Source organism: Stappia albiluteola (genome assembly GCF_014050225.1).
In the GTDB taxonomy this organism is placed as follows: domain Bacteria; phylum Pseudomonadota; class Alphaproteobacteria; order Rhizobiales; family Stappiaceae; genus Hongsoonwoonella; species Hongsoonwoonella albiluteola.
Genome location: NZ_JACFXV010000043.1, coordinates 84,616 through 99,410, shown reverse-complemented (window position 1 = coordinate 99,410; position 14,795 = coordinate 84,616). Strand labels below are relative to the sequence as shown.

The window sequence follows — 14,795 nt, the reverse complement described above, 5'->3', positions numbered from 1 at the left end:
AAAAGTGAAAAGATACAGGTTTTTCACATACGGATCGCGCCCAGATGGATGATGCGGAGCAAAACCGCCCGACAATCATATGGTTCCGGAACGACCTCAGGCTCGCCGACAACCCTGCCCTGGCACGCGCCGCATCAAGCCGTCGCCCGCTGATTGCGCTGCATGTACTCGACGATTGCTACCTCGGAGGAGCGACCCGATGGTGGCTGCATCACTCCCTGGCAAAATTGGGCGAACGCCTCGCGGGCCATGGGGTGCCGCTGATCCTGAGGCGCGGCCCCGCTCGTGAGGAAGTCATCTCGCTCGCCCTCGAAACGCGAGCTGCGAACGTTTTCTGGAACCGCCGCTACGACCCGCACGGCATTGCGGCCGATTCCGATCTCAAGGAAAAGCTGCGGGCGGCCGGACTTGTCGTCGAAAGTTTCAACAGCAATCTCATCACCGAGCCGTGGGAGGTGAAAACCAGTTCCGGCGGTCCGTTCCGCGTGTTTACGCCTTTCTGGAAGGCACTGCGAGCGCATTACGTCCCGGCCAAGCCGATCTCAGAACCATCCACGCTGGAAGGTTCCACCGCCTCCATTCCGTCGCTGCGACTTGAAGACATGGACCTTCTGCCGCGAAAGCCTGACTGGGCAAATGGCTTGCGGGGAACCTGGTGCCCGGGCGAGGCCGGCGCGCGGGATCGGTTGCAGCGATTCCTGGCGGACGGCTTCGCACAATACGCGGACTGTCGCGACTTTCCAGCGGCTGGCGCCACCTCGATGCTCTCGCCTCACCTGCGCTTCGGAGAAATCTCGCCCCGCCGGATCTGGCACGCGGCGTCGCTTGCGGCCGCGCGCCGGGACATCCCGGAAGGCAACCTCGACAAGTTCCTGTCGGAACTCGCCTGGCGGGAATTTTCCTACCACCTCCTCTTTCACAATCCGGACCTGCCTCGGGAAAATTTCCAGAGGAAATTCGACGCCTTTCCCTGGGCGAACAACGAGGCGGCTTTCCGGGCCTGGACAAAAGGCCGGACCGGCTACCCGATCGTCGATGCCGGCATGCGCGAACTCTGGCAGACCGGCACCATGCACAATCGCGTGCGGATGATCGCGGCCTCCTTCCTGATCAAGCACCTGCTGGTCGACTGGAGAAAGGGGGCGGAATGGTTCCGCGACACGCTGGTCGACGCCGATATCGCCAGCAACTCGGCTAGCTGGCAGTGGGTGGCGGGCTCCGGCGCCGATGCCGCTCCCTATTTCCGCATCTTCAATCCGGTGCTCCAGGGCGAGAAATTCGATCCGGACGGCAGCTATACCCGCCGCTTCGTGCCCGAACTCGCAGGTCTCCCCGACCGTTACCTCTTCCGCCCGTTCGAGGCGCCGGAAAGCGTCCTCGCAAAGGCCGGCGTGACGCTCGGCAAGACCTATCCCTCCCCGATCGTCGATCATGGCCTGGCACGCGACCGCGCGCTGCAGGCCTTCCAGACGCTTTCCGCGGCAGCCTGAAAAAAGAAGGAACAAGCATGCGAATAGCCGTCGTTGGTTCGGGTATCGCCGGCAATAGCGCCGCGTGGGCCTTGAGCGACCGTCATCAGGTCGTTCTCTACGAAAAGCGCGACAGGCCCGGCGGCCACAGTGCCACGGTCGATATCGACTATGACGGCCATCCGCTATCCGTCGATACCGGCTTCATCGTCTACAACGAGCTCAACTATCCTAACCTGACCGCATTGTTTGCCCATCTTGGCGTCGAAAGTCAGGAGAGCGACATGAGCTTTTCGCTATCCGTGGACGGCGGCAGGCGGGAATGGTCCGGGGTAAGCCTCGATACGATCTTCGGTCAGCGCCGCAATCTCATCTCGCCCACTTTCTTGTGGATGCTGCGCGAAATCCTGCGCTTCAACAGGCTTGCTGTCGCCGATCGCGCCCAAGGCCTGCTCGCCGGACGCACGCTCGGCGATTACCTCGCGGCGCGGCGTTTCGCCCGTTCCTTCGTCAACGATTACCTGATCCCGATGGGTGCTGCGATCTGGTCGACGCCAACCGACGCGATGATGGATTTTCCCGCTGAAAGCTTTGTCGCCTTCTTCGAGAACCACCGCCTCGTCCATCGCCACCACCACCGGCCGAAGTGGCGCACCGTCACGGGCGGCAGCCGCAACTATGTGGAGCGACTGCTTGCTCCCCTGCGCGGCCGCATCCGCCTTGCAACGCCGGTTGCCGAGATCCGCCGGGAGGCTGGTCGCGTCAGGATCATCGACGCGCATGGCCATGAAGACATCTTCGACCATGTGATCATCGCCGCCCACACCGATCAGGCGCTGGCAATGCTTGCGGACGCTTCGCCTGCCGAGCGCGAAATGCTGTCGAGTATCGCCTACCGGCCGAACACGGTCATCCTGCACCGCGATCCATCTTTGATGCCGAAAAGGAGAAAGGTCTGGGCGTCGTGGAACTACCTGCGCTCGACGGCGGAGGACGCCGGCGAGCGGGACGTCTCCGTCACCTACTGGATGAACCGGCTGCAGGGGGTCGATCCCGCATATCCGCTGTTCGTCAGCCTCAATCCGCCAAGGCTGCCCGATGCCGCCTCCACGTTCGCAAGTTACGTCTACGACCATCCCCAGTTCTGCGGCGACGCGCTGAAGGCGCAGCTTCTGCTGGACCGCTTGCAGGGCGAACGGAACACCTGGTTTTGCGGCGCCTGGTGCGGTTACGGCTTTCACGAGGACGGCCTCGTTTCCGGCCTCAATGTCGCCCGTGCGCTTGGCGCGGAAATCCCATGGCATGCGACGGGCGGGGCCTGTTCGGCAATCTTCGAGGCTGCGGAATGAACAGGCGCCTGCCGACGACGATGGCGGCGAACGGTCCGCCGCCGGAAGAAGCCGCCACGCTCTATCGCGGCAGCGTCATGCATGCGCGCCTGAGGCCCTTCGCCCACCGTTTCTCCTACCGCGTCTTCAGCCTGCTGATCGATCTTGATCGGCTGCCGAAAACCGGTCGCCTCAGTCGTATGTTCTCCGTCAACCGCTTCAACCTGGTGTCATTTCACGAGGCCGATCATGGCTTGCGCGATGGCAGGCCGCTAAGGTTGCATGTAGATCGGCTGCTTGCGGCGCATGGCGTTCGGGAGAAGGTGGAGCGGGTGCTGCTGCTTTGCTATCCGCGCGTCCTCGGCTTCGTCTTCAATCCGCTCGCCGTCTATTATGCCTACGGCTGCGATGGCCGCCTGATTGCCCTCATCTACGAAGTGCGCAACACGTTTGGCGACATCCACACCTATGTGGAGCCGCTCAGGCAAGGACAGCAAGGGCCGGAAGGCATCCGACAGGCGCGCGACAAGGCTTTCTTCGTCTCTCCCTTCATCGCCATGGATCAGCGCTACCGCTTCAGCATGCTGCCCCCGGGCAAGGCCGTACGCATCCGGATCCTTCAGGGTGACGCTGGTGGACCGCTGCTAAGCGCGACATTCTCAGGTGAGAAGATGAAGCTGACATCGAAGGCGCTTCTCCACCTTTGCGTCACTATTCCGTTGCTGTCGTTGAAAATTGTTGCGGCGATCCACTTTGAAGCGCTTAAAATCTGGTTGAAAGGCGCGCCTTTTCACTCTCCGGCCGAGCGTCACGGCTATCGCAGCTCCGCAAGGCGGGAAGGTGCCAGACCGTAAACCGATGCAGCGCTAAGAGGTATTGCCATGCCCGATGCGATCGTGTTGGACCGCGACAACGCCAGAAAGCACCTCAAGGGGCTTCCCCGCCTTGCCAGACTTGGCCTCAGCATCGCGCTTCGCCTGAGGTATGGCAGCCTCACGGTGACGGTTCCAGACGGCCGCACCTTCCGCATACCGGGCAAGGAACGAGGACCTGACGCGGATCTGACGATCCATCACTGGGGGTTCGCACGGCGCCTCGTCGATGGCGGCGACATTGGAGTAGGCGAATCCTTCATGGCTGGCGAATGGTCGAGCCGGGACGTCACGACCTTCCTCGAGCTTTTTTGCGTCAATCGCGACGCGACCATCGAAGCCGTGTCGGGACGCCCCCTATTTCGCGCCTTGACGCGGCTGCGCCACTGGCTGAACCGAAACACGCGCACTGGCTCAAGGCGCAATATCTCGTCCCACTACGATCTCGGCAATGCCTTCTATCGGGAGTGGCTCGACCCTTCGATGACCTATTCCTCCGCTCTTTTCGAGGCCGGCATCAACGATCTGGAACAGGCGCAGAAGCAGAAATATCGCGCGCTGGCCGATGCCGCCGAAATCCGTCCTGGCGACCATGTGCTGGAGATCGGCTGCGGCTGGGGTGGTTTCGCGGAACATGTCGCCCGCGAAAGGGAAGCGAAGGTCACCGCGCTCACCATCTCCAGAGAGCAGTTCGACTTCGCGCGCAAACGGGTCTTCGATGCAGGGCTTACCGAGCGCGTGACGGTCAAGTTCCAGGACTATCGCGATGAGACGGGCATTTATGACCGCATCGCCTCGATCGAAATGTTCGAGGCGGTGGGAGAACAGTACTGGCCCGCGTTCTTCCAGAAGCTTGGCGACTGCCTGAAGGCGGGTGGCAGGGCCGGCCTCCAGATCATCACCATCCAGGACCAGATGTTCGACGACTATCGCCGCACGCCGGATTTCATCCAGCGCTACATCTTTCCCGGGGGCATGCTGCCGCCGCCGGGCCGCCTGCAGGAGCTGGGCCGGCGCATCGGGCTGGATCTGGCAAACCAGCGGGTATTCGGACAGGACTATGCGAGGACGCTGCAGGAATGGCGCAGCCGTTTTGCCGAGGCCTGGCCGAGAATCAGCAACCTTGGCTTCGATGACCGCTTCCGTCGCCTTTGGGAGTTCTACCTCCATTACTGCGAAGCGGGGTTCCGCTCCGGCAACATCGACGTCCGCCAGATGGTATACGTGAAGAACGGCTGACCCGCTGATAAGTCAGCCGCGGACGAAAGGCGCGAAAAAGCGGCCGATCGGCCCGGTCAGACGCAGGTCGCCCTCCGTGACGACGAAACAGAGGCAATCCCCGTCGTCATCGGCGACCGGACGATGGTCGACCGTGTCATCGGCAAAAGAAACGTCTCCGCGCAGATAGTGGCCAATGCCGTCGGAAAAGCCGCCGTCGAGCACCAGCGTCAATTCCTTGCCGCTATGGGTATGCGTCGGCATCGCCTGCCCCGCCCTGATCCATAGCAGGCTGACCGAACAGCCGTCGATCTCGCCAAGCCGGTGCTCCTTCAGGCCAGGCAGGCGCGTCCGCCAGGACAAATCGTTGAGGCCGCGGCCAAGAAAATTGCGCAAGGACGGCGGCAGGAGATCGTCCTTGCCTACTTCAGGACCACGCTTCCGGTCCCGTAGCTGTTCCGGTTCCAGCGCGAGAATCGACGCCAGGCGTTCGTTTCGCGCCTCAAGCGGCTGAGGCTCGATATCGTCCAGCATCTCGCCGGCCATGCTTTCCAGGCCGCGCACGAATTCGCGGTTCTCCCGATTGAGTTCGAGATACGAACGCACCAGGACGCGGGCGGGTTCAACAAGCGAGCCCGCGACATAGCTTGCCAGCAATGAATCAAAATCCGGAGCTTCCTCAGCCATTCTCACCTGATATCCGATACCGGCCGTGGCACGCCTCACGCCGCACTGTTACAAAGGCATTACGCGCGTTCTACCGGGCCGGATCATCGAAAATGCCCGGACCGGACCGAAAATCAACCCTTGCGGCTGGACCCTAGCTGCCGCGGCGATATTGTATCCGCCAAACCATTCATCGCCTGAAAGAAGATGAGACCCATGCAATTGAACAAGTCCGTGGTCGACGTGATCGGCAACACTCCGCTCATCCGCCTCAAGAAGGCCTCCGAATTGACCGGCTGCGAAATCTACGGCAAGGCGGAATTCATGAACCCCGGCCAGTCGGTGAAGGACCGCGCCGCGCTTTTCATCATCAAGGATGCCATTGCCAAGGGCAAGCTTGAACCTGGCGGCGTTATCGTGGAAGGCACCGCAGGCAACACAGGCATCGGCCTTGCGCTGGTCGGCAATGCCCTCGGCTATCGCTCGGTGATCGTCATTCCCGAGACGCAGAGCCAGGAAAAGAAGGATATGTTGCGTCTGGCCGGCGCTCATCTCATCGAAGTGCCGGCCGTTCCCTACAAGGATCCCAACAATTACGTCAAGCTGTCCGGCCGCCTGGCGGAATCGCTCGCGGCGAGCGAGAAGCACGGCGCAATCTGGGCCAACCAGTTCGACAACGTCGCCAACCGCCAGGCCCATGTCGAAACGACCGCCAACGAGATCTGGCAGCAGACGGATGGCAAGGTAGACGGCTTCATCTGCGCCGTGGGAACCGGCGGCACGCTGGCCGGTACCGGCCTTCGGCTGAAGGAAATCGACAGCCGCATCAAGATCGGCCTGGCCGACCCCCTCGGCTCGGCGATCTATGGCTACTATGCCAACGGCGAGTTGAAGGCCGAAGGCTCCTCGATCACGGAAGGCATCGGCCAGGGCCGCATCACTGCAAATCTTGAAGGCGCCCCCGTCGACATGCCGTTCCAGATCAGCGACGAGGAAGCGCTGCCGATCTGCTACGACCTTCTGGAACACGAAGGCCTCTGCCTTGGCGGCTCCTCCGGTATCAATGTTGCCGGCGCAATCCGCATGGCGAAGGAGATGGGGCCCGGCAATACGATCGTGACGATGCTTTGCGACTATGGCACGCGCTATCAGTCGAAGATGTTCAATCCGGAATTCCTGCGCTCGAAGAACCTGCCGGTTCCGGGCTGGCTGGAACGCAGGTGGGATATCGAAGTCCCCTTCGCATAAACCGAACGGAGGCAGGGCGCCGTGGAACCCGTTGCACGAGTTGAACAAGACTTCGACCTCATCGGGTTCCTCCTCGCAAACCTGCACATCATCGCACTGGCGACGCTGGCGATCTACGGACTCGCCTTCGTATGTGCGGTGCGTGAGGTCTTGCACGGCCGTACGTCGCAGGGCTCTATCGCCTGGCTCCTTTCCCTTCTTTTTTTCCCCTTTCCTACCGGCTTTCTCTATCTGGTCTTCGGCTGGAAGCGGTTCGATGACTATATCGCGGTGCAGACCCATTCCGGGCGCGGAAAGCGCGCCGCGCGGGCGCGCGCCATGCAACTGTCCGACGAAGACGCCAGCGCATCATGGCCGGTGCTCACCCGCGTCGCGGAACTTCCCTTCCTGATCGGCAACCGCGTCGATCTGCTGGTCGACGGAGAAGCGACCTTCGCCTCAATCCTCGCCGGCATCGCCGAATCCCGGCACTATGTGCTCGTACAGTTCTTCATCGTACGGGACGACGAGATTGGCCGGCAGCTTGCGGACGCACTTATCGAACGTGCCAAAGCCGGCGTTGAGGTTTTCTTCCTCTACGACGACGTGGGCAGCAAGGCGCTGCCGAAAGCCTATGTCCGACGGCTGACGGACGCGGGCATTCGCGTGTCCGGCTTCAACCAGCGACACAAGCTGCTGCGCATGACCGGGCCCATGCGGCTCAACTATCGCAACCACCGCAAGATCGTGGTCGTCGACGGCCTCACCGCCTGGGTCGGCGGGCACAATGTCGGCGACGAATACCTTGGGCGCTCGCGCGAGTTCGGCCACTGGCGCGACACTCACGTCCGCGTGGAAGGTCCGGCGGCGCTCGGCTGCGCCCTCGTCTTCAACGAGGATTGGCAATGGGCGACCGGCGAGTCGTCGGCGATCCGGCCTCCCGGCGACACGCTTCCCAAACCCGGCAATGAGGCGGTGCTGGTGATGCCGACCGGCCCCGCCGACCTGCTCGAGGACTGCGCCATCGCCTTCACCGAGGCGATCTCCAGAGCGAGGAAGCGCCTTTGGATCGTCAGTCCCTATTTCGTGCCGGGCGCGGACGTCCAGACCGCGCTCTTCGCCGCCGCGCTGCGGGGCGTCGATATCCGCATCCTGCTGCCGGAAAAGGCCGACCACCGGCTGGTCTGGCTGGCAAGCTACGCCCATGCCGACGACCTGGTGGCGCACGGAATTCAGGTCCTGCGCTACAAGAGCGGCTTCCTGCATCAGAAGGTCGTGCTGGTGGACGATGAGATCGCGAGCGTTGGCACCGTCAACTTCGACAACCGCTCCTTCCGCATCAATTTCGAGATCACGCTCTGGTTCACCCATCCGCGCACGATCGCTGCCATTGCCAAGATGCTGGAAGCGGATTTCGAAAACAGTGTTCCAACGCCGGCCGACGTGCTCTTGACGCGCTCCTACGCTTTCCGCTTCCTTGCCCAGGCGGCACGGCTCTTTTCGCCCATCCTGTGAGTATCCATCGCCGCGCCATCCTGTAAGGTGGCGGGCCTTGCATCGATTCCAGCTGAGGACACCATGACCGAACCGCTCTTTCGTGACGACGCCTACCTCAAGTCCTGCGAAGCGGCGGTCGTAGCGGTAAACGATCGCGGCGGGATCATTCTGGACCGCACCGTCTTCTACGCGACCGGCGGCGGGCAACCGGGCGATATCGGACATCTGGAACTGGATGGAGGCAAGCGCGTCGATATCGCGACCACTGTCTACGGCGATACGAAAAGCGAGATCGTCCATGTGCCCGCTGAGGGTCAACCACTGCCGGGCGTCGGCGAAAAGGTGGCCGTTCATCTCGATTGGGACCGCCGTTTCCGTCTGATGCGCGTCCACACCGCCCTGCACCTGCTTTCTGTCGTGTTGCCCTACCCCGTCACGGGCGGCCAGATCGGCGAAGGCGAAGGACGGCTCGACTTCGATATTCCCGAAGCCATTCTCGACAAGGACGAGATAGCCGCAAGGGTGAATGAGTTGGCCGCCGGCGATCACCCGGTCACCAGCGAATGGATCACCGACGCGGAGCTGGAAGCCAATCCTGGCCTTGTGAAGACAATGAGCGTGAAGCCGCCGACGGGTAGCGGCCGCGTACGGCTCGTGCGTATCGGCAACGATGTCGACTTGCAGCCCTGCGGCGGCACGCATGTGGCACGCACGTCGGAAATCGGGCAGCTTGCCGTCACCAAGATCGAGAAAAAGGGCAAGCTCAACCGCCGGGTTCGTATTCTCCTGACGGATTGACGCGGCCGGCGCGAAAGCGCAAACCGGACACCCGAAACCACAGGATCCGCCAGAGCGAGGACCGCGCATGACTTCCGCCCCGATCGTATCCACCGAATGGCTGGCCGACCATCTTTCCGCGCCGGACGTCGTGGTCGTCGACGCCTCCTGGTATCTGCCGGCTCACGGTCGCGACGCCAGGAAGGAATACGCGCTTGAGCACATTCCAGGCGCCGTCTTCTTCGATATCGACGCGATCTCGGATACGGCAAGCGACCTGCCGCACATGCTGCCGCAGCCGCATGTCTTCTCCTCCAGGATGCGGAAGCTCGGGATCGGCGACGGCCAGACCATTGTCGTCTATGACGGCATGGGGCTTTTCTCGGCGCCGCGCGTCTGGTGGACCTTTCGCGCAATGGGCGTGGAGAGCGTTCACGTCCTCGACGGCGGACTGCCCAAATGGAAAGCGGAAGGCCGTGAGGTCACGGACGACCCGGTAAACCGGCCCGAGCGCCACTTCACCGCCCGCCTCGACAATGCGCTCGTGCGCGATTTCGACATGGTAAGGGAGTTGCTCGGCGATGGCAGCGCTCAACTTATCGATGCGCGCTCCTCTGCGCGCTTCAGAGGAGAAGCGCCGGAGCCGCGTCCCGGCATCGACAGCGGTCATATGCCCGGGTCGCTGAACCTGCCCTTCGACCTGCTCCTGCGGGATGGCACCTTGCGTCCGGCCGTTGAAATCCGAGAGGCGTTCGTGGATGCAGGCGCCGATCTTTCCCAGCCGATCGTCACCAGTTGCGGCTCGGGCGTTACGGCTGCCATCCTTTCGCTGGGACTGGCGGTGATCGGCCATCGCGACAACGCGCTTTATGACGGCTCCTGGGCGGAATGGGCTTCCCGCAGCGAAGCGGTGATCGAAAAAGGTTCCTGACCGCTCAGGCAGATCGTTCCATGAAGGCGAAGCGCACAAGCGTTTCGCCTTTTTCATTGCTCCACCGGCAGCCGCTTTCCGACCAAAAAAAAAAGAGCCGGCCATGGGCCGGCTCTTCCTGATCTCGAAATATAAGCTGCTTCAGTGATGCAGGATCTGGCTGAGGAAGAGCTGGGTCCGCTCATGCTTCGGATTGTTGAAGAACTCTTCCGGCTCGTTCTGCTCGACGATTTGGCCCCGGTCCATGAAGATGACGCGGTTGGCGACCTGCCGCGCAAAGCCCATTTCGTGGGTGACGCAGAGCATCGTCATGCCCTCTTCAGCCAGGCCGACCATCACGTCCAGAACCTCCTTGATCATCTCCGGATCGAGCGCGGAAGTCGGCTCATCGAACAGCATGATGCGCGGGTTCATGCAAAGGGAACGGGCAATGGCCACGCGCTGCTGCTGACCGCCGGAGAGCTGGCCCGGGTACTTGTGCGCCTGCTCCGGGATCTTCACCCGGCTCAGGTAGTGCATGGCGATCTCTTCCGCCTCTTTCTTCGGCATCTTGCGCACCCAGATCGGCGCCAGAGTGCAGTTTTCCAGAATCGTCAGATGCGGGAAGAGATTGAAATGCTGGAACACCATGCCGACTTCGCGCCGGATCTCGTCGATCTTCTTCAGGTCGTTCGTCAGTTCAATTCCATCGACGACGATCGAGCCCTTCTGATGCTCTTCCAGCCGGTTGATGCAACGGATCATGGTCGACTTGCCGGAGCCGGATGGACCGCAGATGACGATACGCTCGCCCCGCATCACCCGAAGGTCGATGTCCTTGAGGACGTGGAAGTCGCCATACCACTTGTTCATCTTGGTGATTTCGATGGCCACATCCGTGTCGGAGATGTGCATCTTGGACCGGTTTGCGTGCAGTTCCTCGGCTTCGACTGTGTTTTCCGCCATTGGGTTACTCCGAATTTCTTCAAGGCCTTGAGCGGCCGATACCGAATTGTTCGTTTAGCGCTTGTGGCCCGTATGGAGCTTCTTCTCCATGAACAGGGAATAGCGCGACATGCCGAAACAGAAGCTCCAGAAGACCATCGCGGCGAACAGGTAGCCGGTATGGGCCTGGGTCGGCGACGACCAGGTCGGATCCGTGAAGGACGACTGGATCTGGCCGAGCAGGTCGAACATGCCCACGATCAGCACCAGCGTCGTGTCCTTGAACAGGCCGATGAAGGTGTTGACGATGCCCGGGATCACCAGCTTCAGCGCCTGCGGCAGGATGATGAGGCCCATCATCTGCCAATAGCGCAGGCCGAGTGCCTGGGCGCCCTCGTATTGGCCCTTCGGGATAGCCTGCAGACCGCCGCGCACCACCTCCGCCATATAGGCGGCGGAGAACAGCGTGACGCCGATCAGCACGCGTAGCAGCTTGTCGAAATTGACGCCTTCGGGAAGGAACAGCGGCAGCATCACCGAAGACATGAACAGCACGGTGATGAGCGGCACGCCGCGCCAGAACTCGATGAAGATCACCGAGACCAGCTTGATGATCGGCAAGTTCGATCGCCGTCCGAGCGCGAGCAGGATACCAAGCGGCAGTGAGGCCGTGATGCCCGTCACCGCAATGACCAGCGTCACCAGCAGGCCGCCCCAAAGGTTGGTCTCCACGATCTGCAGGCCGAAACCACCGGTCAGCAGGAAATAGGCGACGATCGGGTAGGCGATCAGGAGAAGCAGCGCATTGGTCCGCTTGAACGGCACGCCGGGTATCGCCATCGGGATCAGCAGCAGCGCGAAAAGGCCGTAGACGATGTCCACCCGCCAACGCTCGTCGATCGGATAGCGGCCGTAGATGAACTGCGGCAGATAGGCTTTCACATAGGCCCAGCAGGCGCCGACATGAAGCCCGGAATCCGGCGGGGCGACACAGGCCTGGCGGTTTTCGCCCTCCCACACCGCGTTGATCAGGGAAAACTCGATCAGCGGTTCGAAGATGCTGTAGGCGAGGAACACCCCGATCAGCGTCAGGATCGTGTTGCCGATGCTGGAAAAGAGGTTCGCGCGCATCCAGCCGATCACGCCGGTCGTGTTGACGGGCGGTGGCAGGTTCGGAGATTCGTCGGCTCTCACATACGATAGATCTGTCATGAGCCCGCTCCTATCGCTCTATCAGCGCGACGCGCTGGTTGTACCAGTTCATCAGTCCTGACGTCGTCAGGCTGAGCGAGAGGTAGACAAGCATCCAGATACCGATGATTTCGATTGCCTGGCCGGTCTGGTTGAGCACCGTGCCGCCCGTTGCCACGAGATCGGGGTAGCCGATAGCGACCGCCAGCGACGAGTTCTTCGTCAGGTTGAGATACTGGCTTGTCAGCGGCGGGATGATCACGCGCAGGGCCTGCGGGATGATGACCAGGCGGAGCGTCGGTCCGTGGCGAAGTCCCAACGCATGCGAGGCCTCCGTCTGGCCGTGGCTGATCGCCTGGATACCCGCACGCACGATCTCGGCGATGAACGAGGCGGTGTAGATCGACAGGGCCAGCGTCAGGGCGACCAGTTCGGGAATGATGTTGAGCCCGACACCGAGCTGGAAGCCGCGGCCGAAGACCGGACCGGTATCGACGAAAACAGGCCATTCGAAAGAAATCGGGAACCCGGTCACGATCAGCGCCAGCAGTGGCAGACCGACGATGAGCCCGAGCGTCGTCCAGCCGACGGGAAACTGCTGGCCGGTCGCGTCCTGGCGCTTGTGCGCCCACCGACGCATGAAGATGGTGATCACGATTGCGGCAATGAACGCGATAACCGCCGTCGAAGATCCCTCGCCGAAGATCGGCTTCGGGCCCCAAAGGCCGAAGACGTTCATGTCGACCAAACCGAAGAGCGACAGCGGCTCCTCACGCTTGCTGGGAAGCGACCGCAGGGCGGCCACGTACCAGAACAGGATCTGCAGCAGCAACGGGATATTGCGGATGACCTCGACATAACAATAGGCGAGCCTGGAGATCACCCAGTTGTTGGAGAGCCGCGCAATGCCGATGACGAAGCCGAGTATGGTCGCGGCGATGATACCAACGACCGCTACCAGCAGCGTGTTGAAGAACCCGACCAGGATCGCCCGGCCATAGCTCGAGGTTTCGCTATAGGAAACGAGTGTCTGGCTGATGCCAAATCCGGCCGTCGTATCCAGGAACGCGAAGCCGGAAGCGATATTCTGCTTTTCCAGATTTCCAATCGTGTTTCGGACGATCCAGAACACGAGATAGGATAGAACGGCGACTAGGAGCGCCTGAAAAATTATCCCGCGTGCTTTCGGGTCGTTCCAAAGGGAGGTGCGCGGTGGATGGGCTTCCATCCCCTGATCCTGAACAGCCATATGCCCTCGCCTGCTGTATCGACGGTCAAACAGTCCAGCCACAGCGCATATCATCGCGCCAACGCGGCAAAACTGCAAATATCCCGCCCAATTGGCCGCTGCCGATCTACGCGGTCTTGCGGCCGCCGCTTCAGCGGGTCACCCGCCAAGGGCGCCCGTGTACGGCTTGTGCTTTTTGATTGAAAGCCCCGGTCGGGCAACCGACCGGGGCTTCACGGTTTCGTGTGCGGATCAGCGGACCGGCGGGGCGTACTGGATGCCGCCCTTCGACCACAGCGCGTTCAGGCCGCGGGCGATGCCGAGCGGGGTGTCCGGACCGACGTTACGCTCGAAGATCTCGCCGTAGTTGCCGACGTGCTTGACGACACGGTATGCCCAGTCGTTGGACAGGCCGATGGCCTCGCCGAAGGCGCCCTCGGTGCCGAGCAGACGCTTGACGTTCGGGTCTTCGGACGACTTCATCTCATCGACATTGGCCGAATTGACGCCGGCTTCCTCAGCGTTGATCAGAGCGAAGTAGACCCACTTGGTCACGTTGAACCACTGGTCATCACCCTGCTGGACGACCGGGCCGAGCGGCTCCTTGGAGATGATCTCCGGCAGGACCTGGTGATCGCCCGGGTTCGTAAGCTTCAGGCGCTCGGCATAGAGGCCCGAGGCATCCGTGGTGAACACGTCGCAGCGGCCGGCGTCATAGGCCTGCACGACCTCGTCGTTCTTTTCGAAAGCGACGATCTCGTAGGGCATGTTGTTGGCGCGGAAGTAGTCGGCGACGTTCAGCTCGGTCGTGGTGCCGGTCTGGGTGCAGACGGTGGCGCCGGACAGCTCGAGCGCCGAGGTCACGCCCAGCGACTTGCGCACCATGAAGCCCTGGCCGTCATAGTAGGTGACGCCGGCGAAGTTCAGGCCGAGCTGCGTGTCGCGCGACATGGTCCAGGTGGTGTTGCGCGACAGCACGTCGATTTCGCCGGACTGCAGAGCCGTGAAGCGCTCCTTGGCCGAAAGCGGCGTGAACTTGACCGCATTGGCATCGTCGAAGATCGCGGCAGCCATGGCGCGGCAGAAGTCGACGTCAAGACCGGTCCAGTTGCCGGCGGAATCCGGATTGGAAAAGCCCGGCAGACCCTGGCTCACGCCGCACTGCACGAAGCCCTTGGCCTTGACATCGTCGAGCTTGGCCGCGTTCGCGCCCGTGGCGGCCACGCCGAGCGCGGCGCCGAGCACGACGGGAAGGAATTTGGTTTTCATGAATCTGCAGCCTTTTCTGTTGTCCTTGGATACGTCATTTGGAGACAACGGCCTCAGGCACGGGCCTTGTGAAGGCGGTTTCCCAACAAGAATGCCTTCCAGACTAAGCCCCTCCCCGATGGCGATCCTCGCTCCCGTTTTTGTTTCAAGTTAAGGGATACGCCGGACCATCGCCTCGTGCCATGCATTCGATGGCAT

13 protein-coding genes are annotated in these 14,795 nt (G+C 62.0%); 8 read left to right on the top strand and 5 right to left on the bottom strand.

What is annotated here, in order from left to right; all coding sequences use genetic code 11:
- Positions 1–44: 44 nt before the first annotated feature.
- Genes H2509_RS04790 through H2509_RS04775 form a run of 4 tightly spaced genes read left to right on the top strand, consistent with a single transcriptional unit; the run spans position 45 to position 4,908 of the window.
- Positions 45–1,490 (top strand): cryptochrome/photolyase family protein, encoded by a 1,446-nt coding sequence (locus H2509_RS04790; RefSeq protein WP_182162848.1) that lies wholly within the window; start codon positions 45–47, stop codon positions 1,488–1,490.
- 17 nt (positions 1,491–1,507) lie between these two features.
- Positions 1,508–2,818 carry an NAD(P)/FAD-dependent oxidoreductase gene (locus H2509_RS04785; protein WP_182162846.1) on the top strand — a complete coding sequence of 437 codons (1,311 nt, stop codon included), beginning with the start codon at positions 1,508–1,510 and terminating at the stop codon, positions 2,816–2,818.
- Positions 2,815–3,651: a DUF1365 domain-containing protein gene (locus H2509_RS04780; protein ID WP_182162844.1), complete on the top strand. Its 837-nt coding sequence runs from the start codon at positions 2,815–2,817 to the stop codon at positions 3,649–3,651. The genes H2509_RS04785 and H2509_RS04780 overlap by 4 nt, the downstream gene beginning before the upstream one ends.
- A gap of 27 nt (positions 3,652–3,678) precedes the next feature.
- Entirely contained in the window at positions 3,679–4,908 is a 1,230-nt protein-coding gene (locus tag H2509_RS04775; RefSeq protein WP_182162842.1) for an SAM-dependent methyltransferase, read from the top strand.
- A 12-nt stretch (positions 4,909–4,920) separates the two neighbouring features.
- Here the strand turns inward: H2509_RS04775 and H2509_RS04770 are convergent, their stop codons facing one another.
- The gene (locus H2509_RS04770; protein ID WP_182162840.1) at positions 4,921–5,574 is read right to left on the bottom strand and encodes a ChrR family anti-sigma-E factor; all 654 of its coding nucleotides are present in this window, start codon (positions 5,572–5,574) and stop codon (positions 4,921–4,923) included.
- A 195-nt stretch (positions 5,575–5,769) separates the two neighbouring features.
- On the opposite strand from H2509_RS04770, the gene H2509_RS04765 reads away from it, so the two are divergent.
- From H2509_RS04765 to sseA, 4 genes are all read left to right on the top strand, one after another.
- Entirely contained in the window at positions 5,770–6,801 is a 1,032-nt protein-coding gene (locus H2509_RS04765) for a cysteine synthase A (protein WP_182162838.1), read from the top strand.
- Between the two features lie 21 nt (positions 6,802–6,822).
- A complete protein-coding gene (gene cls, locus H2509_RS04760; RefSeq protein ID WP_328804983.1) occupies positions 6,823–8,295 on the top strand; it encodes a cardiolipin synthase in 1,473 nt (490 codons plus the stop codon).
- 63 nt (positions 8,296–8,358) lie between these two features.
- Positions 8,359–9,075: an alanyl-tRNA editing protein gene (locus H2509_RS04755; RefSeq protein WP_182162836.1), complete on the top strand. Its 717-nt coding sequence runs from the start codon at positions 8,359–8,361 to the stop codon at positions 9,073–9,075.
- Between the two features lie 67 nt (positions 9,076–9,142).
- A complete protein-coding gene (sseA, locus tag H2509_RS04750) occupies positions 9,143–9,985 on the top strand; it encodes a 3-mercaptopyruvate sulfurtransferase (RefSeq protein WP_182162834.1) in 843 nt (280 codons plus the stop codon).
- Between the two features lie 141 nt (positions 9,986–10,126).
- Here the strand turns inward: sseA and H2509_RS04745 are convergent, their stop codons facing one another.
- From H2509_RS04745 to H2509_RS04730, 4 genes are all read right to left on the bottom strand, one after another.
- Positions 10,127–10,930: an amino acid ABC transporter ATP-binding protein gene (locus tag H2509_RS04745; RefSeq protein WP_328804982.1), complete on the bottom strand. Its 804-nt coding sequence runs from the start codon at positions 10,928–10,930 to the stop codon at positions 10,127–10,129.
- Between the two features lie 54 nt (positions 10,931–10,984).
- Positions 10,985–12,121: an amino acid ABC transporter permease gene (locus H2509_RS04740; RefSeq protein ID WP_182162832.1), complete on the bottom strand. Its 1,137-nt coding sequence runs from the start codon at positions 12,119–12,121 to the stop codon at positions 10,985–10,987.
- A 10-nt stretch (positions 12,122–12,131) separates the two neighbouring features.
- Positions 12,132–13,349, bottom strand: coding sequence for an amino acid ABC transporter permease (locus H2509_RS04735; protein WP_209001800.1), 1,218 nt, complete (start codon positions 13,347–13,349; stop codon positions 12,132–12,134).
- Positions 13,350–13,580: 231 nt separating this feature from the next.
- The gene (locus tag H2509_RS04730) at positions 13,581–14,597 is read right to left on the bottom strand and encodes an amino acid ABC transporter substrate-binding protein (protein WP_182162830.1); all 1,017 of its coding nucleotides are present in this window, start codon (positions 14,595–14,597) and stop codon (positions 13,581–13,583) included.
- Positions 14,598–14,795: the final 198 nt, after the last annotated feature.